At 74.2% G+C, this 21,583-nt stretch carries 15 protein-coding genes; 7 read left to right on the forward strand and 8 right to left on the reverse strand.

The genetic code is table 11. From position 1 onward, the window contains the following. Positions 1-491: 491 nt before the first annotated feature. Positions 492-941: a PTS sugar transporter subunit IIA gene (locus ACWGH1_RS32425; protein WP_453353580.1), complete on the forward strand. Its 450-nt coding sequence runs from the start codon at positions 492-494 to the stop codon at positions 939-941. A 74-nt stretch (positions 942-1,015) separates the two neighbouring features. Next, positions 1,016-2,686 carry a phosphoenolpyruvate--protein phosphotransferase gene (gene ptsP / locus ACWGH1_RS32430; RefSeq protein ID WP_453353579.1) on the forward strand — a complete coding sequence of 557 codons (1,671 nt, stop codon included), beginning with the start codon at positions 1,016-1,018 and terminating at the stop codon, positions 2,684-2,686. Positions 2,687-2,759: 73 nt separating this feature from the next. On the opposite strand, the gene ACWGH1_RS32435 is transcribed toward ptsP, so the two are convergent. Both ACWGH1_RS32435 and ACWGH1_RS32440 read right to left on the reverse strand, forming a co-directional pair. Beyond that, the gene (locus tag ACWGH1_RS32435) at positions 2,760-3,707 is read right to left on the reverse strand and encodes a hypothetical protein (RefSeq protein ID WP_453409246.1); all 948 of its coding nucleotides are present in this window, start codon (positions 3,705-3,707) and stop codon (positions 2,760-2,762) included. 58 nt (positions 3,708-3,765) lie between these two features. Further along, on the reverse strand, positions 3,766-5,742 hold the full coding sequence (locus tag ACWGH1_RS32440) for an acetoacetate--CoA ligase (protein WP_453409247.1): 1,977 nt from the start codon (positions 5,740-5,742) through the stop codon (positions 3,766-3,768). A 222-nt stretch (positions 5,743-5,964) separates the two neighbouring features. Here ACWGH1_RS32440 and ACWGH1_RS32445 point away from each other — a divergent pair, with 222 nt between their 5' ends. Then, positions 5,965-8,310: a glycoside hydrolase family 31 protein gene (locus tag ACWGH1_RS32445; RefSeq protein WP_453353575.1), complete on the forward strand. Its 2,346-nt coding sequence runs from the start codon at positions 5,965-5,967 to the stop codon at positions 8,308-8,310. A gap of 27 nt (positions 8,311-8,337) precedes the next feature. Here the strand turns inward: ACWGH1_RS32445 and ACWGH1_RS32450 are convergent, their stop codons facing one another. Next, a complete protein-coding gene (locus ACWGH1_RS32450) occupies positions 8,338-8,847 on the reverse strand; it encodes an NUDIX domain-containing protein (protein WP_453353574.1) in 510 nt (169 codons plus the stop codon). A 23-nt stretch (positions 8,848-8,870) separates the two neighbouring features. Here ACWGH1_RS32450 and ACWGH1_RS32455 point away from each other — a divergent pair, with 23 nt between their 5' ends. From ACWGH1_RS32455 to ACWGH1_RS32465, 3 genes are all read left to right on the forward strand, one after another. Beyond that, the gene (locus tag ACWGH1_RS32455) at positions 8,871-9,548 is read left to right on the forward strand and encodes a M15 family metallopeptidase (protein WP_453353573.1); all 678 of its coding nucleotides are present in this window, start codon (positions 8,871-8,873) and stop codon (positions 9,546-9,548) included. A gap of 93 nt (positions 9,549-9,641) precedes the next feature. After that, positions 9,642-10,106, forward strand: coding sequence for a Zn-ribbon domain-containing OB-fold protein (locus ACWGH1_RS32460; RefSeq protein WP_453353572.1), 465 nt, complete (start codon positions 9,642-9,644; stop codon positions 10,104-10,106). Further along, positions 10,103-11,293: a lipid-transfer protein gene (locus tag ACWGH1_RS32465; RefSeq protein WP_453353571.1), complete on the forward strand. Its 1,191-nt coding sequence runs from the start codon at positions 10,103-10,105 to the stop codon at positions 11,291-11,293. The genes ACWGH1_RS32460 and ACWGH1_RS32465 overlap by 4 nt, the downstream gene beginning before the upstream one ends. 166 nt (positions 11,294-11,459) lie before the next feature. Here the strand turns inward: ACWGH1_RS32465 and ACWGH1_RS32470 are convergent, their stop codons facing one another. From ACWGH1_RS32470 to ACWGH1_RS32485, 4 genes are read right to left on the reverse strand one after another with little or no spacing between them, the layout of a single operon-like run. Then, positions 11,460-12,086 carry a GTP-binding protein gene (locus tag ACWGH1_RS32470; RefSeq protein ID WP_190187056.1) on the reverse strand — a complete coding sequence of 209 codons (627 nt, stop codon included), beginning with the start codon at positions 12,084-12,086 and terminating at the stop codon, positions 11,460-11,462. Continuing rightward, positions 12,067-12,501, reverse strand: a complete 435-nt coding sequence (locus tag ACWGH1_RS32475) for a DUF742 domain-containing protein (protein WP_453357546.1) — start codon at positions 12,499-12,501, stop codon at positions 12,067-12,069. Before ACWGH1_RS32475 ends, ACWGH1_RS32470 begins: the two co-directional genes overlap by 20 nt. 10 nt (positions 12,502-12,511) lie before the next feature. Next, positions 12,512-12,949 carry a roadblock/LC7 domain-containing protein gene (locus tag ACWGH1_RS32480; RefSeq protein ID WP_453357547.1) on the reverse strand — a complete coding sequence of 146 codons (438 nt, stop codon included), beginning with the start codon at positions 12,947-12,949 and terminating at the stop codon, positions 12,512-12,514. Next, positions 12,946-15,780, reverse strand: coding sequence for a nitrate- and nitrite sensing domain-containing protein (locus tag ACWGH1_RS32485; RefSeq protein WP_453409248.1), 2,835 nt, complete (start codon positions 15,778-15,780; stop codon positions 12,946-12,948). The genes ACWGH1_RS32480 and ACWGH1_RS32485 overlap by 4 nt, the downstream gene beginning before the upstream one ends. A gap of 396 nt (positions 15,781-16,176) precedes the next feature. Here ACWGH1_RS32485 and ACWGH1_RS32490 point away from each other — a divergent pair, with 396 nt between their 5' ends. Continuing rightward, positions 16,177-16,677, forward strand: coding sequence for a hypothetical protein (locus tag ACWGH1_RS32490; protein ID WP_453409249.1), 501 nt, complete (start codon positions 16,177-16,179; stop codon positions 16,675-16,677). A gap of 68 nt (positions 16,678-16,745) precedes the next feature. Here the strand turns inward: ACWGH1_RS32490 and ACWGH1_RS32495 are convergent, their stop codons facing one another. Then, positions 16,746-21,539 carry a hypothetical protein gene (locus tag ACWGH1_RS32495; protein ID WP_453409250.1) on the reverse strand — a complete coding sequence of 1,598 codons (4,794 nt, stop codon included), beginning with the start codon at positions 21,537-21,539 and terminating at the stop codon, positions 16,746-16,748. Between the last annotated feature and the right edge of the window lie 44 nt (positions 21,540-21,583).

Raw genomic sequence — 21,583 nt, forward strand, 5'->3', positions numbered from 1 at the left:
TTTGTTCTTCTTTTCGTTCTTGCGTTTCCGACTCTATCAGACTCTCTCGTGTCCGATTCCCGGTCGAAGCGGGGTTCGCTTTCCAGTTCTCCGCTTTCGCGTTTCCCTTTTCGGCGAGTCCGACTCTATCAGTGCTTTTCCGGCCCTCCGACCACTCGTCGTTTCGCCTGGAAGGCGCACGGAGAGAAGCGGAGTTCAAGATCAGTACTTCGGAGGAGGGTTCCCGTCCATCGGTGGTTCGCGAGATGTTCACGCGGCACGCCCTGGCGGGACTCACGACAGTACAGGGCCGGGAGTGCCGGGTGCAAATCGATTCAGGCTATGGTCTAGTCCACTACGTTGGTGTCGCGGCAGCGCGTCTGGACCCTCCTTCAGTGGGGGTGCATTTCGTGCGGAACCGGGACATCTCATGACCTAACCTTCTCAAAGTAGGCCGTCCTGACAGATTGTGACGGCGACTCGAAGAAGCCCCACCCCCTGGGAGGCCCTCCATGACCAGCGTGACGTCCCCACTTGCCGGGCGTGCCATCGGACTCGCGGCAGTGCCCGATCCGGTGTTCTCCGGCGCGATGGTGGGACCGGGCACCGCTATTGATCCCGTGCGCGAGGCCTCGGAGGCGGTGGCGCCCGTGGATGGAGTGGTCGTCTCCCTGCACCCGCACGCGTACGTGGTCGTCGACGCCGAGGGGCACGGTGTGCTGACCCACCTCGGGATCGACACCGTTCAGCTCAACGGCGAGGGCTTCGAGCTGCTCGTCAACAAGGGCGACACCGTGACCCGCGGCCAGGCCGTCATCCGGTGGAACCCGGCGGCGGTCGAGGCCGCCGGCAAGTCGCCCATCTGTCCCGTCGTCGCGCTGGAGGCCTCCGCGGAGTCCCTCGGCGATGTCGTCGAGTCCGGGGACGTGAAGGTCGACGACCTCCTCTTCAGCTGGCAGTGACGTACCGCCCGCGAGGGCGCGTCGGACATCCACCGCGGCCGGCTCGGGCCGCCGCTCAATCGGAGACGGGTGAAATGGAGACAACGCTGCGAGGCGTCGGCGTGAGCCACGGTGTGGCGATCGGCGAGGTGCGGCACATGGGTACGGCGGTCCTCGAACCGCCGGCCAAGCAGATCACCGCGGACGAGGCGGAGCGCGAACAGGGGCGCGCCCGCAAGGCCGTGGAGGCCGTGTCGGCCGACCTCATGGCACGCGGCCAGCTGGCCGGGGGCGAGGCTCAGCACGTGCTCGAGGCCCAGGCGATGATCGCCACGGACCCCGAGCTGATGGCGGACGTGGACCGGCGGATCGCCGTCGGGAGCACCGCGGAGCGCGGCATCTACGACGCGTTCGCCTCCTACCGCGACCTGCTCGCCGGCGCCGGGGAGTACATGGCCGGGCGAGTGGCCGACCTGGACGACGTACGCAACCGCATCGTGGCGCGCCTGCTCGGCGTCCCGATGCCGGGCGTGCCGGACAGTGACGAGCCGTACGTGCTGATCGCGCGGGACCTGGCGCCCGCCGACACCGCGCTGCTCGACCCCGCGCTCGTCCTCGGCTTCGTGACCGAGGAGGGTGGTCCGACCAGCCACAGCGCCATCCTCGCGCGGGCCCTGGGCGTGCCGGCGATCGTCGCGCTGCCGGGGGCCTGTGAGATCGCCGAGGGGACCCTCATCGCGGTCGACGGCAGCACGGGTGACCTGTTCGTGAACCCGTCGGCGGACAAGCGCGGTGCGCTGGAGGCCGCGGCCGCCGAGCGGAAGGCGGCGCTCGCCGCGTCTTCCGGGCCGGGTGCCACGTCCGACGGGCACAAGGTGCCGCTGCTGGCCAACGTGGGCGGTCCGACGGACGTGCCGGCGGCCGTCGAGGCGGGTGCGGAGGGTGTGGGCCTGTTCCGTACCGAGTTCCTGTTCCTGGACGACAGCAAGAAGGCGCCGTCCGAGGAGAAGCAGGTCGAGTCGTACCGCAAGGTGCTGGAGGCCTTCCCCGGGGGCCGGGTCGTCGTACGGGTGCTGGACGCGGGCGCCGACAAGCCGCTGGACTTCCTGACGCCGGGCGACGAGCCGAACCCGGCTCTGGGCGTGCGGGGTCTGCGGACGCTGCTGGACCACCCGGAGGTGCTGCGGACGCAGCTCGCCGCACTGGCCAGGGCGGCCGAGGGGCTGCCGGTCTACCTGGAGGTCATGGCCCCGATGGTGGCGGACCGGATCGACGCCAAGGCCTTCGCGGACGCCTGCCGCGAGGCCGGGCTGCAGGCGAAGTTCGGGGCGATGGTGGAGATCCCCTCCGCGGCGCTGCGGGCCCGTTCGATCCTGCAGGAGGTTGAGTTCCTGTCGCTGGGGACGAACGACCTCGCCCAGTACGCCTTCGCCGCGGACCGTCAGGTGGGGGCGGTGTCGCGGCTCCAGGACCCCTGGCAGCCGGCGCTGCTGGACCTGATCGCCATGTCGGCCGAGGCCGCCAGGGCGGAGGGCAAGAGCTGCGGGGTCTGCGGTGAGGCCGCTTCCGATCCGCTGCTGGCGTGCGTGCTGACCGGTCTGGGTGTCACCTCCCTTTCGATGGGTTCCGCGTCCATCCCGTACGTCCGGGCGACGCTGGCCAAGCACACGCTGGCGCAGTGCGAGCGTGCCGCGGCAGCGGCGCGGGCGGCGGATACCGCCGATGAGGCCCGGGTGGCCGCGCAGGCGGTCCTCTCCGGCGAGTAGGAGCGGGTCGGGGCAGGTCGGGTCGAGGGGTCTTCGCCGCTGGCGGGGGCCCCTCGGCCGTTCCTGGCGCCGGTCAGTGGTGGGGGTCCGGTTCGTCCACCTCGTAGCCCGGGCAGTACTCCACTCCTGGTTCGGGGGCGACGGGCTCGCCGGTGTCGGCGTCGGTGCAGTAGGCGTTGAAGACGGCCGCCGCGGAGAGGGCGACCAGGCGGCCGCGGTCCAGGCGCCAGCCGTGGACCCGGTCCGGGGCGTCCGGGGCGGTGCTGCGGAGCACCAGTCCCCCGGGGCCGCCGAGGGCGAGGCCCGCGGCCAGGACGGTCACGAAGTCGATGCCGTCGCGGCCCTCGATCCGGGGGCGGGAGTCGGCGCCGGGAGCCTCCGCGTGCAGGACGGCGACGAGCTGTTCGGTGTCGGTGGGCACGCTGCAGACGAGGTGGTGGTGGCCGGGGCCGGCCCCGTCGACGAGGCGTTTGAGTGCGCCGGCGGCGCGTTCGAGGGAGGCCCGGCCGATGTCCTCGCCGCAGTCGGCGCAGCTGCCGACGTCGGCGAGGAGGGTGGTGGCGTACTCCCACGTGGCTTGCCGGACGGCCTCGTCGATCAGGAGGGGGACGAGTTCCCCGATGGGCCGGCCGGTGTAGGAGAGGCAGCCGCCCGCGCCGGCGAGTTCGGCGGTGAAGCTGGTCCGGGCCCCGGCGGTGTCGGGGTCGAGGCCGTGTTCCGTGCAGTAGTCGGCGTATTCCTCGGGATCGAAGAGGGCGACGGTGGTGTGGACGCCCTGCCCCGCCAGGGAGCGGAGCAGGGCTTCGACGTGTGCGAGGTAGTCGGCGTGGTCGCAGTCGCCGTCGAAGGGGAAGCTGCGGTAGCGGCGCATGGCCGCGAAGTCCGCGGGATCGGCCAGGAGGCCGAGGGTGCCGGGGACTTCGCGGCGCAGTCGGCGGCGCAGCGTGCGGCGGTCGGCGCGGCCGCCGCTCGCCCTGCTGTCGGTGTGCGTGGCGGTCGTGGTGGTGTTCTTGTCTGGCACGGCTCCCCCTGAGTGTCGCAACTCGTTGCTCACTCACGGTAACCACGACCACTGACAGTCACCTGCGGCCGCGGGCCAGCTCCTCGTAGAAGGCAAGGAGCTCGGGGCGGTCGACCGAGCCGATGTTGACCGCCTTGTCCATCGGGGTGCCCTGGAGGAGGCGCTTGACGGGAACCTCGATGCGCTTGCCGGTGAGGGTGTGCGGGACCGCCGGGACCTCGATGACCTCATCGGGGACGTGGCGCGGGGAGAGCTCCTCGCGGATCGTCGCCTTGATGCGGGCGCGGAGGTCGTCGTCGAGGGTGGCGCCGGGCGCGAGGTGGACGAACAGCGGCATCCAGTAGCCGCCGTTCGGTTCCTCCAGCCCGATGACCAGGGATTCCTTGATCTCGGGGAGGCGCTCCACGGCCTCGTAGATGTCGGCGGATCCCATCCGGACGCCCTGCCGGTTCAGGGTGGAGTCGGAGCGGCCGTGGATGATCACCGAGCCGCGGTCGGTGATCGTGATCCAGTCGCCGTGCCGCCAGACGCCGGGGAACATCTCGAAGTAGCTCTCGTGGTAGCGGCTGCCGTCGGGATCGTTCCAGAAGCGGATCGGCATGGACGGCATGGGGTTGGTGACGATCAGTTCGCCGACCTCCCCGACGAGCGGCTTTCCGGCCGGGTCCCAGGACTGGAGGTCGGTGCCCAGCGAAGGGGCCTGGAGTTCGCCGATGTGGACGGGGAGGGTGGCCACGGCGCCCGCGAAACAGCTGCAGACGTCGGTGCCGCCGCTGACGGAGGCGATCCAGAGGTCTTCGGCGACCTCGTCGTGCAGCCAGCGGAAGCCGTCGGGCGGCAGCGGCGAGCCGGTCGTGGCGACGCACTTCACGGCGGACAGGTCGTAGTCGCGACCGGGGTGGACCCCGGCCTTGCGGCAGGCCATGACGTACGCGGCCGAGGTGCCGTACAGGGTCGCCCCGGTCAGCTCGGCGATCCGCCACTGGGCCCCGGTGTCGGGGTGGCCGGGGCTGCCGTCGTAGAGGACGACCGTCGTTCCGGTGAGCAGACCGGAGACGAGCAGGTTCCACATCATCCAGCCGGTGGAGGTGAACCAGAAGAACCGGTCCTGCGGGCCGAGGTCGCTGTGCAGGCCGAGCTGCTTGAGGTGTTCGAGGAGGATGCCGCCCTGGGACTGGACGATGGCCTTGGGCAGGCCGGTGGTACCGGAGGAGTAGAGGACCCAGAGGGGGTGCTCGAAGGGAACCTGCTCGAACACCGGTTCGACGTCGCCCGCGACCAGCTCCGGCCAGGCGAGGGTCCCCTCGGGAGCCGCGGTGCCGAGCAGCGGGATGTGGACGACGGCGCGCAGGGAGGGCAGCTCGGCGCGCAGTTCGGCGACGGTGTCGCGGCGGTCGTGTTCCTTGCCGCCGTAGCGGTAGCCGTCGACGGTGAACAGCACGACGGGCTCGACCTGCTGGAACCGGTCCAGGACGCTGCGGGCGCCGAAGTCGGGGGCGCAGGAGGTCCACACCCCGCCGACGGCGGCGGTCGCGAGGAGCGCGACGGCGGCTTCGGGGATGTTGGGCAGGTAGCCGCTGACCCGGTCGCCCGGGCGTACGCCGATGGCGCGCAGTTCGGCGGCGAGCGAGCCGACCTGGCGGCGGAGCTCGGCCCAGGAGACGGGGACGGGCCGGTGGCTCTCGTCGACGCAGAGCAGGGCCGGGTCCCCGGCGCGGGCCGGATCCTCGGCGGTGCGCAGGGCGTGTTCGGCGTAGTTGAGGGTGGCGCCGGTGAACCAGCGGGCCCCCGGCATGGAGCGGTCGGCCAGGACCGACTCGTACGGGGTGCTGAAGCGGACGTCGAACCACTCGGCGACGGCCTGCCAGAAGGTGTCCAGTTCGTCGACGGACCAGCTGTGCAGGGCCGGGTAGCCGCCTTCGGCCGGGGCGCCGTGGTGCTCGGCGGCCCAGGCCTGGAATGCGGTGATCCGGGCCGCGGCGATCCGTTCGGGGCCCGGGGTCCAGAGGGGTTCCGGCGGGGTGGCTGAGGTCATGGGTCGGCTCCCGGTCGACTGTGCGGCTCGCGCTTCGTGTGCGTTCTGTGCCGTCGCGCGATCGGTGCGCGCGCGGCGGCTCACAGGGACGATGCCATGTGATCGACATCCGCACCAGAGCGGTCCCGGGCGGCGGTGTGATCGTCCGCCGGGTCCGGTCGGCGGGTGAACGGCAGTTGAACGCAGCCCGCTCGGCCGGGGGGCGGTGGCAGGGTGAGCGCCATGGACGGTCGTGATCTGGTGCGCGGGGTGTGGGAGATCGGTACGGCACAGGGCAGGCGCGCCTGGCGCGCGGCCTGGCGGCGGCGGCGCGCGGACGCCGAGGGGCTCCCGCGCCGGGGCGCGGAGCGGGCGCGGGTGCCGGGGCTGCTGACGGGTACGGAGCCCAGGCCGGGCGGGGGCGTGCTGCGCTTCGCGCGTTCGGAGCTGCTGGTGCGGGTGACGGTGGGCGGCGCGGTCTTCTGGGGGTGGGACGGGGCGGAGCCGACGCCCTCGTACGCGGTGGTGGGCAGTGGTCCGGAGGCGGATCCGCGGGCCGTGCTGGAGCCGGACACCGGGGGCGGCTGGCGGGTGGTGTCGGAGCGGGTGACGGTGGCGGTGTCCCGGCACGGGGCGGTGGAGGTGCGCACTCCGGGCGGGACGGTGCTGCGGCGGGAGTCGCCGCCGCGCTGGTGGGAGCCGGTGGAGCCGGGGCGGGGCGGGGCGCGGTGGCTGGTGCGCGGGGAGGTTCCGGCGGACGCGCGGTTCTTCGGGCTGGGCGGGCGGGCGGCGGGACCGCGGCTGCGGGACGGCTCGTACCGGCTGTGGAACACGGACCCGAAGGGCGGGTTCGGGCCGGGGCACGATCCGCTGTACCTGACGATGCCGGTGCAGTGGGTGGTCGCGGACGCGGGGACGCACCTGATGTTCCACGACAACACCTGGGACGGGCAGGTGGTGCTGCGCGAGGGCGAGGAGGGGGCGGGCTCGGGGGCGGACCGGCCCGGAACGTCGGAGCTGCGGGCGGAGGGCGGCCCGTTGCGCTGCTGGGTGCTGGTGGGGACTCCGGCCCGGGTGCTCCAGGGCTGGTCGGGGCTGACGGGGGCGGCCGCCGTGCCCCCGCAGTGGGCGCTGGGCTACCAGCACGCGCGCTGGGGGTTCGGCAGCGAGGCGGAGGTGCGGCGGGTGGTGGCGGGGTACGCGTCGCGGGACCTGCCCCTGTCGGCGGTGCACCTGGACATCGACCACTACGACGGGCACCGGGTGTTCACCGTGGACCGGGAGCGGTTCCCCGACCTGCCCGGGCTGGCGGCGGAGCTGGCGGCGGACGGGGTGCGGCTGGTGTCGATCGTCGACCCGGCGGTGAAGGCGGGCGACCCCGTGCACACCGCCGGCCTGGCGGTCGGCGAGCGGGGGGCGTTCGTCCGGGACGCGCGGGGCCGGGAGGTGCGGGGTGAGGTGTGGCCGGGCGAGTGCGCGTACCCGGACTTCACGGATCCGGCGGTGCGGGAGTGGTGGGGCGGCCTGTACGAGGAACGCCTCGCGCAGGGCTTCGCCGGCTTCTGGCACGACATGAACGAGCCGGTCGCGTTCGCGGCGTTCGGGGACGCGACGCTGCCCCGCTCGGCGCGGCACGTGCTGGAGGGGGCGGGCGGGGACCACCGGGCCGCACACAACGTGTACGCCCTGGGGATGGCGCGGGCCGGCTGGGAGGGGTTGCTGCGGCTGCGGCCGGCCGAGCGGCCGTTCCTGTTCTCCCGGTCGGGGTGGGCGGGGATGCAGCGGTACGGGGGCACATGGTCCGGGGACGTGGAGAGCAGCTGGGAGGGGATGCGGGCCTCGCTCGCGCTGGTGCTGGGGCTGGGGCTGTGCGGGGTGCCGTACTCGGGCCCGGACGTGGGGGGTTTCGGGGGATCGCCGTCGCCGGAGCTGTTCCTGCGGTGGTTCCAGCTGGGCGCGTTCTTGCCGCTGTTCCGTACTCACGCGGCGATATGGGCGGGCCGGCGGGAGCCGTGGGAGTTCGGGCCGCGGGTGGAGGAGGCGGCGCGGGCGGCGCTGGCGGAGCGGGAGCGGCTGCGGCCGTACTTCGTGACGCTGGCCCATCTGGCGCGGCGGACGGGGGCTCCGTACGTGCGGCCGCTGTGGTGGGGAGCGCCGGAGGACCGCCGGCTGCGGGACTGTGAGGACGCGTTCCTGCTGGGGGACGCGCTGCTGGTGGCGCCGGTGCTGGAGTGCGGGGCGGACCGGCGGGCGGTCCGGCTGCCGAGGGGGCGGTGGTACGACACCGCCACGGGGGCGGCGCACGAGGGGCCGGGGCAGGTGCTGCTGGACGCCCCGCTCGGGCGGACGCCGGTCCTGGCCCGGGCGGGGTCCGTGCTGCCGGTGCGCGGGGAGGACGGGGCGGTGACGCTGGAGGTGTGGGCTCCGGCGCGGGGCCGGACCGGTGGCGGGGTGGTGGTGCGGGATCCGGGGCCGGGTTTCGGGGCGGCCGAGGTGGAGCGGTACGCCGTGCGGTGGGCCGGGGAGGCGGTGGTGGTGGAGGACGAGGCGGGCGGACCGGTGGCCGGGGTGGTGCTGCGGGGGCTCTGAGGAGCGGGGCTACATGGAGCGGGACCGTCAGGCGTACTGGCCGGCGAACCAGGCGCCGGCCGCCCGGGTGTGCAGCGGGAAGGCCAGCTCCGCCGGGGCCCGAAGCACGTGCCAGCCGTCCGTCTCGTCGGTCGGCGCGGAGGGCGGGAGGGAGTCCACCGGGCGGGCCGGGAAGAGGCCGAAGAGGAGCAGGTGGCCGGCCGGGGAGCTGAGGGCGTCGGCCAGGACGACTCCGGAGGCGGCCTCTTCGATGCCCGTCTCCTCCCGCAGCTCGCGGACGACCGCGTCCTGCCAGGTCTCGGCGAAGTCGACGAAGCCACCGGGCAGGGCGATCTCGCCGCGCGCCGGCTCGATGGTGCGGGTGACGACCAGCAGGCCGGTGCCCTGCTCGTCCTCGACGGGCAGGAGGGCGACGGCCACGGGGAGCGGGTTGCGGTAGGCGGTGGTTCCGCACGCGGCGCACGTACGGGGCCAGTCGGTCGTGTCGAACGGGGTTCCGCAGGTCGAGCAGTGCGAGTCCCTCAGGTGTCCCGGCATCCGGTGATGGTAAGCCAGGGAGAATGAAATTCGCGGCTGTCGTGGCCTTGTCGGCGGCGTTGCTCGGCGGGTCGGCGGGCCCCGGCTTCGTGGCGCTCCCAAGGGTCGATCCGACCATCGCGCAGGACGTGCGGTACGCGTCGGCGCGGAACTTCACCGGCCGTCCTGTGGCCGGCTACGAGCAGCCGGTCTGTCTGCTCGCGCGGCCCGCCGCCGAGGCGTTGCGGCGGGCGCAGCGGGCGCTGTTGCGGCGCGGGTACGGGCTGCTGGTGTACGACTGCTACCGGCCGCAGCGGGCCGTGGACGCGTTCGTGCGGTGGGCCGGCGACGCGGGGGACCAGGCGACCAAGGCGGAGTTCTATCCGCGCGTGGACAAGAGCCGGCTGGTCCCGGAGGGGTACATCGCGCCGAAGTCCGGGCACAGCCGGGGCAGCACGCTGGACGTGACGCTGGTGGCGCTGCCCGGCGGCCGGACGCTCGACATGGGGACGGCCTTCGACTTCTTCGATCCGCTCTCCCACACGGACGACCCGCGGGTGGGCGGGCCGGCGCGCGCCCACCGGGAGCTGCTGGGCCGGGCGCTCGCCGCGCAGGGGTTCGTCAACCTGCCGCAGGAGTGGTGGCACTTCACGTACGCGCCGGAGGCGTACCCGGACACCTACTTCGACTTTCCGGTCTCGGCCACGGCCGGGCACCGATGAAGGGCGTGCGCGCCTGAACCGGTGACCGGAGCAGGCCGATCGTGCCACACTCCTATTCTGACGATGCGTCAGTTAAGGAGTGAGGGAGGGACCTTGGAACGCAACCGCACGCCCGCCGTGAGGGGATGGTTCACCGGTACGGAGGAGGACGGGGACTTCCGGCTGCTCGGCACCCGGTGTTCCGCCTGCGCCGCCGTGTTCTTCCCGCGCGAGGACGCGTACTGCCGCAACCCGCGCTGTCCGGGCGGCGGCGAGCTCGCCGAGGTGCCGCTGTCACCGCGCGGGCGGATCTGGTCCTACACCGACGGGCGCTACCGGCCGCCCGCGCCGTACGCGTCCGACCCTGACGCGCCCTGGGAGCCGTACACCCTGATCGCGGTGGAGCTGGCGGCCGAGGGGATGGTCGTACTGGGTCAGGGTGCGCCCGGGGTGACGGTCGCGGATCTGGCGGTAGGGATGGAGGTCGAGGTGGTCGGCGGGGTGCTGAACGAGGACGCCGGGACGGTGTGGACCACCTGGCGGTTCCGGCCCGTGGCCGCGTCGGGGGTGAGCGCGTGAGCGCCGACATCGCCGTGCTGGGGGCCGGCCTGCACCCCTGGGGCAAGTGGGGCCGCAGCTTCGTCGAGTACGGGCGGGCCGCGGCGAAGGCGGCGCTGGCCGACGCGGGGCTGGAGTGGACGGACGTGCGGTCCATCGTGGGCGCCGACACGGTGCGCTCGGGGTATCCGGGCTACGTGGCCGGGGCCACCTTCGCGCAGGCGCTCGGCTGGCAGGGCGCGCGGGTGACCAGTGTGTACGCGGCCTGCGCGTCCGGCGCCCAGGCCATCGGCGCGGCCCGGGCGCAGATCCTGGCGGGGCTGGCCGAGGTGGTGCTGGTGGTGGGGGCCGACGCGGCGCCCAAGGGGTTCTTCGCCCCGGCGGGCGGGGAGCGGCCGGACGATCCGGACTGGCTGCGGTTCCGGGTGCTGGGAGCCACCAACCCGGCCTACTTCGCGCTGTACGCGCGCCGCCGGATGGCGTTGTACGGGGACGGCCCCGAGGATTTCGCGGAGGTGAAGGTCAAGAACGCGGCGGCGGGGGCGCTCAACCCGTACGCCCGCTACCGCAAGACCGTCACCGCCCAGGAGGTGGCGGCCTCGGCGGTCGTCGCCGATCCGCTGCGGCTGCTGGACATCTGCGCGACCTCGGACGGGGGCGCGGCCCTCGTGCTGACCAGCATGGAGTTCGCGCGCTCGCGCGGGGTCGCCGACCCGGTGCGGATCCGGGCGGTCTCGACGGTGACGCCCACGTATCCCCGTACCCTGCTGGACCTGCCGGACATCGCCACCGACGCGGTGACCGCCCGGGCTCCGGCCGGCGGGTCGTTCCGGGCCTCGATCGCGCGGGCCGCGTACGAGGAGGCGGGGCTGGGGCCGGACGACCTGTCGATCGCGGAGGTGTACGACCTGTCCACCGCGCTGGAGCTCCAGTGGTACGAAGACATCGGGCTGTGCGGCGAGGGCGAGGGGGCCAAGCTCGTACGGGAGGGGGCGACTGCGCTCGGCGGGCGCATCCCGGTCAACACCAGCGGCGGACTGGCCTCGTTCGGGGAGGCGGTGCCGGCGCAGGCGATCGCCCAGGTGTGCGAGCTGACGTGGCAGTTGCGGGGCGTCGCCGGGGACCGGCAGGTCGCGGGCGCCCGGGCCGGGATCACCGCCAACCAGGGGCTGTTCGGCCACGGATCGGCGGTCGTCGCGGTGCGGTAGCCGACCGGCCGGCGGGTGCTGTCCGAACGCTTGACGGTGCACGGTCGCGGGTTCACACTCTCCCCACGGTCCCGAGCACGAACGGGACCGCCCGAACCCCCCATGTGAGCTGCGGCCCGTACCCCAGTCGGCGGGGGTACGGGCCGCCTCCGCGCGCTCGGCTCCGTCAGGCCCCGGCCGACAGGCTGTGGCGGCGGGCCCGGGCCAGCGACATGGCGTGCTCCACGACCCCGACCAGTACGTCCTTGACCGACTCGCGGTCGCGCGCGTCGGTCAGCAGCACCGGCACCTCGGGGTCGAGGTCGAGGGCCTCGCGCACGGTCACCACCGGGTGCCGGTCGGCTCCGTCGAAGCAGTTGACCGCGACCACGAAGGGGATGCCGCGCCGCTCGAAGTAGTCGATGGCGGCGAAGCAGTCCGCGAGGCGGCGGGTGTCGGCGAGGACCACGGCGCCCAGCGCCCCTTGGGCCAGCTCGTCCCACAGGAACCAGAAGCGGTCCTGTCCGGGCGTGCCGAAGAGGTAGAGCACCAGGTCCTCGCGGAGGGTGATGCGGCCGAAGTCCATGGCCACGGTCGTGGTGTTCTTGCCCTCCACTCCCCCGGTGTCGTCGATGCCGATGCCCGGCTCGGAGAGACGTTCCTCCGTCCGCAGCGGTCTGATCTCACTCACCGCACTGACCAGGGTGGTCTTGCCCACCCCGAAGCCGCCCGCGACCAGGATCTTGAGGGTCAGCGGCTCGACCGGCGACACGGCATGCATGGCGCCGGTTCGGCTAGAGCGCCCGAAGGCCATTGATCACCTCACGCAGAATGGATTCGTCGGGCAGTTCGGCCGGGGGCACCGGCCGGGTAACGTGGACCAGTTCGTCGTCGACGAGGTCGCCGATCAGGACCCGGACGACCCCGACCGCGAGGTCGAGGTCGGCCGCGAGTTCCGCGACGGACTGGGGGCGTTCCCGGCACATTCCCAGGATGTGGGCGTGTTCCGGGGACAGGGTCAGGTCCCAGACCGGGTCGTCGGCCGCCGGTTCGGCGACGACGAGCGCGATCAGGTCGAGACGGTGCTGGCCCGCGTGGCTGGTACGGCCGCGGGTCATGGCGTACGGGCGCACGACGGGGCCCGCCTCGTCGTCGAACCAGTGCGGGTGCGCGGGATCCTCCGCCCCGCCCTGGGGGTGCTCGGGGTGGTACCGGCCTGAATCGCTCATGCCGTCCGACTCACCCTCCGGCTGGCAGCCCGGAGCGCGGGGCGGTCGCCAGGTGGTCGCCGACGCGCTTGACCATGAGGGTCATCTCGTACGCGACCTGGCCGACATCGGATTCGGCGTCGGTCAGCACGGCCAGGCAGCTGCCGTCTCCGGCCGCCATCACGAACAGGAAGGCCTCGTCCAGTTCCACGACGGTCTGGCGGACGCTGCCGGACTCGAAGTGCCGGCCGACGCCCTTGGCCAGGCTGTGGAAGCCGGAGGCGACGGCCGCCAGGTGCTCGCTGTCCTCCCGGGTGAGGTCCTTTGAGCTGCCGGTGGGCAGTCCGTCGCCGGAGAGGACGACCGCCTTGCGGATGCTGCCGACCTTGTCGACGAGCTCGTCGAGGAGCCAGTTGAGCGGGCCGGAGCCGCGGCCCCTGGTGTCGTTGCCGGTCTGCGGTGCGGTCATCGACCGTCCCCTTCGTTCTCGGATCCGCGGCCCGGGGCGGCGGGGGTGCCGGCCTCGGCCTCGGACTGCTGCGGTGCGTGCTGGTTGCGGCCCGCCGTCCAGCCTCGCTGGAGGGCGGACATGCGCGTACGTACGTCCTCCGCGTCGCGGTCGGTGACCGGGTTCGCGGTGCTGTCGGCCGGGGCGGCGGCCGGGGTGTTCTTGAGCTGGGGTGCCAGGTTGGCCTGGCGGACCCGGCGGGGCAGGCCGCCGGGGCCCGGGGCGGGCGTGCCCGGGGCCCCGGGCCGGGCCGCCTCCTCGGCCTGCCCGGTCCGGCCGACCATCGACACCGGGCGGGGCTCGACGCGCCGGCCGTGGTCGGCGACCAGGGTCGGGGTGGTGCGGCGCCGGGGCAGCGGGATCGCCCCCGCGGTGCGGGGGCCGTCGGAGTCCGGGCGCGGGCGCTCCGTGCGGACCGGGCCGGTCGGGCCGGCGGATTCCCGGTCGCCGGCCGGGTCGGGGCCCCGCTCGCGGTGTCGTTCGCCGAGCCGGTCGCCCTTCCGGGCGGCGGAGCGCTCGGTGTGCCGGTCGGGGCCCGGCCTGGCCTTGGGGTGCAGGCCGAGCACGGCGCCCGGGATGCCGCCGGGCGGGGTCTCGTCGTCGAGGGTGGCCATCGGGGGGCGGCCACCGACTCCGGTGAGGCCGGCGATCCCGGCGGTGGCCTCGTCCAGGGCCGCGGGGTCGTCGTCCAGGCCGTCGGCGCCGTCCAGGCCGAGGACGCCGAGCGGTCCCTCCAGTTCGACGGGGCCGTTCAGCACCCCGGCGGGCAGCGGCCGGCCGGCCGGGGTGCCGCCGAGGGCGGCGGAACCGCCCTTGGCGGAGGCCATCGGCCGCGCCGCCTTGCCGGTCTTGGCGTTCTTGAGCCCCTCGAGGCGGATGCCGGTGCCGTTGGTGTCGGGAGCGTCCGTGAGCAGCTCCGCCGGGAGGAAGACCACCGCGGTGGTGCCCCCGTACGGGCTCGGCTGGAGGACCACCTTGACGCTGTGGCGCCGGGCGAGGCGGCTGACGACGAACAGGCCCAGCCGGTCGGTGTCGGAGAGTTCGAAGTCCGGGGTCTCGGCGAGCCGGAGGTTGGCGTCGAGCAACGCCTCGGGGGTCATGCCCAGGCCCCGGTCGTGGATCTCCAGGGTGAAGCCGTTGGCCACGCGCTCGCCGTGGACCTGGACCGCGGTGTGCGGCGGGGAGAACACGGTCGCGTTCTCCAGGAGTTCGGCGACGAGGTGGGTGACGTCGGCCACGGCGGGGCCCTCGATGCCGATCCGCGGGAGTCTGCGCACCTCGATGCGCTCGTAGTCCTCGACCTCGGCGACGGCGGCCCGTACGACGTCCATCAGCTGGACCGGCTTGCGCCACTGGCGGGAGGGGGCGGCGCCGGAGAGGATCACCAGGCCCTCGGCGTGCCGGCGCATGCGGGTCGTCATGTGGTCCAGGCGGAACAGGTCGGCCAGTTCCTCGGTGTCCTCGGTGCGCCGTTCCATGGTGTCGAGCAGGGTCAGCTGGCGGTGCAGCAGGACCTGGTTGCGGCGCGCGAGGTTGACGAAGACCTCGGAGACGCCCCGGCGCAGTTCGGCCTGTTTGACGGCGGCTTCGACGGCGGCGCGCTGGAGGCTGTTGAGGGCGAGGGCGACCTGGCCGACCTCGTCCTTCTCGAATTCGAGCCGGGGCGCCTCGGTCTCCACGTCGATCTGCTCCCCGGCCGCGAGGCGGCGCATCACGCTGGGCAGGCGGACGCCGGAGGCCTCGTGGGCGTCCTTGCGGAGCCGGGACAGGTCGCGGATGAGGTCGCGGCCGATGCGTACGGACATCACGAGCGAGACGATCAGGGCGATGAAGCCGAGGATGCCGGCGACGGCGGCCTGGACCAGCACGTTCATCGCGACGGGCCTGACCCGTTCCTGGTACCGGTCGCCCGCGGCGGTGTTCATGGCGGCGAGGTCGTCGAGCACCTTGCCGGCGGCGTCGTCCCACTGGGCGGCGGTGAGGGTGCGCGGGGGCTTGGCGGCGCCTCCGGAGATGAATCGTTCCTCTGCGTCGCGCAGCGCCTTGCTCTCGGGGCCGGTCCAGTACTGCTCGAAGACGTCCCGGTCGTCGGCGGGGAGGATCGCGAGGTTGAACTCGTAGAGCAGCGCCCGGTTGGCAGCGTAGTCGGAGACGGTCCGGATGTCGGCGGCGGCGACGTTGCGGGCGGCGAGGGCGGAGGCGATGACCGCGTCCTCCCGGGAGAGCGTCTCGCGGGCGATGGTGACACCGACGAGGGCGCGGCCCTCCTTGTCCATCTCCACGTCCTCCAGGGCGTGGAGGTTCATGAGGAACTCGTAGCACGGGTCGACCAGCCGGCTGTAGAGGTCCAGGGCCTGGCCGGGGGCGAGGCCGTTCTGGTCGACGGAGTGGCGCAGCGCCGCGATGCCGTGGAAGGCGTCGAGGATGGAGCGCAGCCGTTGCGCGTTGGCGGGGCTGAGCTGGTCGACGACCTTGGGGTTGGAGGCGTTCGCGGTGATGTCCTGGACGGCCGTGTCGGTGGCGGTACGGCTCCTGGCGAGTTCGGCGGTGGCCGCCGAGGCGCGGGGGTCACCGATGACGACGAGGGTCTGGCGGCGTTCCTTCTGCAGGACGCGGACGACGTCCTCGATGGGGTAGCCGACTTTGGAGATCACGGGCGCGACGCCGAGGAGCTGCACGGCCTGGCGGCCGGTGATGACGGTCGCGAAGCCCCAGAGGGCGGTCAGGGAGACGAGCGGCACAAGGAGCAACGCCACGATCTTCCGGCGGATGGACTTCCCGCGAAAGCGCATGGCCTCCCCAGCCTCCCCCAGGTCAACCCCGTTGCCGGGGGTCGGTGTTCCGTCATTTCAAACGGCGTGAGCCTACTACTGCCGGGGAGCGGCTTCGAAGGCCTGTCCGGACGTTTTCGGCCTGCTCCCCTTACGAAGATCATGAGTTGTCCGTTACTTCCTGGCAAGCCCCGCCCGTTATGCGGTACATGACACCTCGTGGGGTGTCGGTTCCCGCAACCGGATGGATGGCTGGAATTCTTTGCGCTGAGGCGACTCGGGCCGGGAATCCGTCCCGGGATCCGGGAATCTCCCGGACTTCCCGATCGTCTGACTGGGAAGACGGTCGAAACACCACATGGGGGTATGAGGGTGTGGGTAAGCAACGCGGACCGTGCGGTGGGGAGTGAGCGGACCATGAGCACGACGGACGACGCAGTGACGGACGATTCGGTGACGGGCGGCCCGGCGGCGGGCGACCCGGTGTACGGGAGCCACAGGGGGGCCCGGGCGACTGCCACGAGGCGGTCGTTGTGGGTGGAGGAGCCGGCGCGCACGTACCGGATGCCCGACCCGGTGCGGGCCTCGGCGGTACGGGCGGTGCTGATAGTGGCCCTGACCCTGATGCAGGCGACGGTGAGCTTCTTCCTGACGCTCACCGGCTCGTGGCTCGCGCTGCCGATGGTGCTCGGGGCGATAGCCGGGACGGTGGTGGCCACCTGGGCCGTGCTGGACGTGGTGATCACCCGGCAGACCTGGAACCAGCGGCACGGGGTCGTGTCCCAGCCGAGCAGCACGGCGCGCGGGCGCCGGGAAGAGCGCCGGGGCAGCCGGGAGGCCCGCTCGGGGGCGCCCGGCCGGGTGCCCCGCATACGCCCGGCGGAGGGCGGCCGGCTGGCCGCCCACGGCCGGGGCTGACCGCAGGTCCGTACGGGGCGGCCGTCGGCCCCGGCCGCCCTCCCCTTGCCGCAGCCTTCCGCCGGGTGTCAGGCGCCGGCGGTCGAACGGCGGAACATGCGGGTCGCCGTGATCTCGCCGTGGATGGTCTCGCCGTCCGGGGACTGCTGCGGCAGGCCGGGGCGCAGGTGCTCCTCGACGCTGATGTACTTCAGGCCCGCGCGCAGGTCGGCGTCGTTGCGCAGCCGGATGACCAGCGGGAACTCCGCCAGGGCCGTGGTGTCGAACAGACCGGTGGTGTAGAGCAGCTGGACGCCGAGCGCGTCGGAGACCGCCCGCTGCAGTTCCAGCAGGTAGGTGGCGTTCGCGCGGCCGATGGGGTTGTCCAGGAACAGCGTGCCCGCATGCCGGTGCTTGTCGCGGCCGCGGTCGTTGCTGCGCAGCGCCGCCATGGTGCAGTAGAGGGCGATCGCGGCGGTGAGCAGCTGGCCGCCGGAGAAGACGTCGCCCATCTGCCCGACCGGCACCCGTTCGGCGCGCAGTACCGCGTCGGGCTTGAGGATCTCCACGGCGATGCCCTTGGGCTCCAGGGCCGCCTGGACTCCGCGCAGCAGCAGGGACATGCCGTCGCGCCGGCCTTCGCCGAAGGAGGCCGTGCTGTTCTTCTTGACGGCGGCGCGGGTGGCCTCGTCGATGACCTCGCCGAGCCGCTCGGTGAGGGTGGCCTGGTCGGGTTCCTCGAACCGGATCCGGAGGAATTCCTGGCCCGACCACTCCCCCAGGCCTTCGGGGAGCTGGGAGAGCCGCTGGGCGGAGCGCAGGGTGGCCAGGGCGGATTCGACCAGGCCGCGCAGCCGGTCGACGATGCTGTCGCGGTTGCGCTCCAGCTGCGCGAGCTCGTCGGTGAGCACCCGCAGCCGGGGGGCGAAGGCGGCGGCCCAGGCCGCCGCGTGCTCCGGCAGGGCGGAAGCGGGCAGTTCGCGGATCTGCTGGCGCGCGGGGGTGCGTACCTGCTCGAAGCGGTTGGCGTTGGCGTGGCGGACCAGGATGTCGCTCGCCTCGCGGACGGCGGACTCGGCGGCCGACAGATCGGTGGCACAGCCGCGCAGGGAGCGGCGGGCCTCCGCGGCGGACTGGCGGGCCTCCTCCAGGGTGCCGCGGTGGGGCGCCGGCTCCTGCTCGTCCTCCGGCTGCGCGTGGTCGCGCAGCAGGTCCCGCAGGAGGGCGGCGGTCTCGTCGAAGCCGCCCGCCCCGTCCTCGGCGGTGCGGTGCGCGCGCAGCAGGTCGCCGTGGGCGGCGCGGGCGCTCTCGACGGCGGCGGTGTGCGCTGCGAGCTGTGCGGTGGCGGTGCGCAGCAGGCCCTGGGCGTGCTCGACGTCCGCGGGGACCAGCTCCTCGGGGAGGTCGGTGTGCGCCTCGCCGTCGGCGGGGGCGAGGCGTTCGGCGTCGCCGCGCAGCCTGCCGAGCTGCTCGCTCGCCGCCGAGGCCCGGGATTCCAGCATCTGCACGAGGGCTTCGGCCCGGGCTGCGGCGGCCTGCCGCGAGGGGCCGTCGGCGCCGTCGGTGCCTTCGAGGAGCTGGGCGGCGCGGGTGCGGACCTTGTTGGTGAGCCGGTCGAGTTCGGCGAGGGCGGCGCTCTCGTCGCTTTCGGCGCGAGCCTGTTCGGCGCGCAGGTCGGCGCCGACGCCGACCTTCTCGTAGAGCCGGGAGGCGGCGCGGTAGGCCTCGCGCAGGTCGGGCAGCGGGGCCTTGGGCGCTCCGTCGTCCTCGGGCAGGGGGTCTGGGGCGCCGGCGATGTCGGCGCGCTCGGCGCGCAGTGCGCGGGCGGTGCGGCGGGCGTCGTCCGCGGCCCGCTGGGCGGCGCGGCGGTCCTCGTCGGCGGCACGGGCGCGGTCCAGGCACGCTTCCGCGCGGGCCTCGGATTCGGCGGCCTCCTCGGCGAGTCCGCGCAGCCGGGCCTGCCATCCGGAGCGCTCGCGCAGGCGGTGGGCGAGTCCGGCGAGGGCGTCGGCGGCGCGGCGGGCGCGCTGGGCGGCGTCCTGGCGCTCGTCGCGGACCCGTGCGGCGTCGGCGGCCGCTTCGTCGGCCTCGGCGCGTACGGTACGGGCCTCCGCGAGTTCGGCGTCGCACTCCTCGGCGAACGACCGGGCGGCCGCGGCGTGTTCCGCGAGCTCGGTGAGCCGGCCGGGCGGGCAGCCGGTGCGCCAGGAGGCGAGCCGGGCGGCGAGTTCGCGGTCGCCGGAGAGGCGGCCGGCCAGGTCCCGGATCTCGGTGTCCCGGGCGGTGGCGCGGGCGCGCAGCGCCTGGCGTTCCGCGTCGGCGGCGTGTTCGTCGTGCATGGCCGGGTTCGGCGGAACGATGAAGATGCCGGAGTCGCCGGCCCCGTCGGCGGGGGGTACCGGGGCCAGCAGTGCGGCGGCCGTGCCCACGGCCACCGTGGAGCGGGGCAGCAGGGCGGCGCCGGAGAGGGCCTCCCGGGCGCGGGAGTGGGTGTCGGGGTCGGTGATGACGACCCCGTCGACCAGTTCGGGGCGGGCGGCGAGGACGGCGGCGTGGTCGGCGGGGTCGACGGACTGGGCGAGGTAGCGCCAGCCGGGGAGGGCGGGGATGCCGTGTTCGCCGAGGTACTCGACGGTGGCGAGCACGTCCGGGCCGGGCGGGAGCAGCCCGCCGTCGCCGAGGGCGCCGAGGATGCGGGCGTCGTCGGCGGCGGCGGTGCGCAGCTCGAACAGCTGGCGTTCGGCGGCGGCGACCTGGTCGGTGAGCAGGGTGTGCAGGTCCTCGGCGCCCCGGTCGAGGTCCTCGACGGTGAGCCCCTCGCCCCCGTTGCCCCCGGCGCTCGCGGGGCCGCCCGTGGCGGGGCGGGAGCCGTCGGCTGCCGGGTGTCCGGGAGCGGCACCGGCCGCGGCCGCACCGGCTCCGGCGGAGCGGTGCAGCGACCCGGCCGGGGTGCCCGACGCCACGGCGGCGGGCGGGCCGGCTTCCGCGGCGACCCCGGCCGTACCCGTACGCGGCTGGGGGAGGAAGGTGGCGGGGACCGACGGGAGGCCGAGCAGCTCGGCCAGGCGCGGGGACTGCGCCAGGGAGGCCGCGGCCCGCTGCTCGGCGGCGTGGGCGGCCTCGGCGGCCTCGGCGGCGTCCGCCGCGCGGGCGGCGGTGAGTTCGGCGCGGGCTTCGGTGGCCGCGGCCTCGCGGGCGGCGTCGGCCGCGGCGCGGGCGGCCTCGCGGGACTCGTCCCAGGCGGCAACGGCGCTCTTCTCGGCGTCGCTCGCGGCGAGGGCCGCGCGGGCCGGGTCTGCGTCGGGCGCCGAGTCGTCGAGCCAGCCGGCCCGTACGGCTTCGGCGGTCTCCTGCCGGACCTCCGAGAGCCGGGCGCGCAGGTGCTCGGCCTCGCTGCGTGCGCGCTGGGCGGCCGTGGCGGCGGCGGTGGCGTCGCGGTGGGCGGCTTCGCCGGCGGCCTGCAGGACGGCGGAACGCTCCTCCTCCTCGTTGGCCCGCGCCTCGCCCTGCCCGGCGGCGGTGTGCAGGGCGCGGACGAGGTCGGTGGCGGCCGTGGCGCGGGCGGCCAGGGCCGGGGCCGCGTCGCGCTCGGCCTCCAGGATGGCGGAGGCGACCCGGGCGGACCGGTCCGCGGCCGCCCGGTGGCGCAGTACGGTCTCGGCGGCCTGCCAGGCGGAGTGCAGGGTGCGGGCTTCGAGGAGTTCACGGCGCTGGGCGGCCGCGGCCTTGTCGGCCACGGTCAGGGCCAGCGAGGCGTGCCGGTAGGCCAGTTCGGCGGAGACGGCGGCGCTGCGCTCGCGCGCGGATTCCGCGGCGGTCACCGCGTGGGCCGCGCCGGTCACCCGCTCGGCGAGTTCGGCGGCGCGGCCGCGTTCCTCGGTGGCGCGGGCGGACAGCCGCCTGGCGAGGGTGCGGGTACGGCGTTCGGCGCCCGCGTGGACGTCGCGCAGCCGGGAGCGGGTCTCGGCGGCCTCGACGATCTTGGTGAGGAGTTCCACCGAGCCGGCGGTGAAGTCCCGTTCGGCCATCAGCTCGGAGCGGCGGCCGAGCTTGTTGCCGAAGCCGTGGACGAGGTCGGCGAGGCCGTCGGTGTCCCGGGTGTCGGTGACGGCGCGCAGCAGGAGGTCGGTGAAGTCGGAGTCCTTCTTGACCGCGAAGAGACCCGCGGCCTCGCCCTCGTCGGCGTTCATCTCGCGCTGGTAGCGGAAGAGTTCGGGATCGAGGCCGAGGTCGGTGAGGTGTTCGTTCCAGCGGTCGTGGATCTCCTCCCAGACCACCTCCAGGTGCGGGTACGCCTTGCCGGCCTCGGTGATGGAGTCGCGGAAGCCCTTCATCGTGCGGCGGCGGCCCTGGGCGCCGGAGGCGCCTTCGACGGGCGGCCGCACGGCGGTGGCTTCGGCGACGGGCAGGTTGTCGAGGCTCAGGCCCGGGCCGGGACGGAAGGAGTACCAGGCCTCCGCGAACTTGCGCGGGTCGTTCGAGACCTGACGGCCGCGCCACTCGCTGACCTTGCCCACGACGACGCATTCACCGGTCTGGGTGTGCTGCCACTCCAGGGCGACGTGGCCGCAGTCGTCGGCGAGCAGGAACTTGCGCAGTACGCCGGAGCTGGCGCCGCCGAGGGTGTTGCGGTGGCCGGGCAGCATCACCGAGAAGATCAGCTTGAGCAGGACGGACTTGCCGCCGCCGTTCTCCAGGAAGAGCACGCCGGCGGGCGCGGGCCGGCGGGGCGGGCCCGTCGGCTCGTCCTCGAAGAACTCCGCCTGGGCGGGCGCCGGGTGGGGCACCGGTTCGCCGACTCCGCGCAGGTCGAGCACGGTGTCGGCGTAGCGTGCGCCGGCGGGCCCGATGGAGTAGAGGCGGATCCGGGACAGCTCGTACATGGCGGCGGGTTCTCGCGGTCTCTCGTGGTGCGTACGGGGATCAG

The sequence above is a fragment of the Streptomyces sp. NPDC054883 genome (assembly GCF_053610645.1).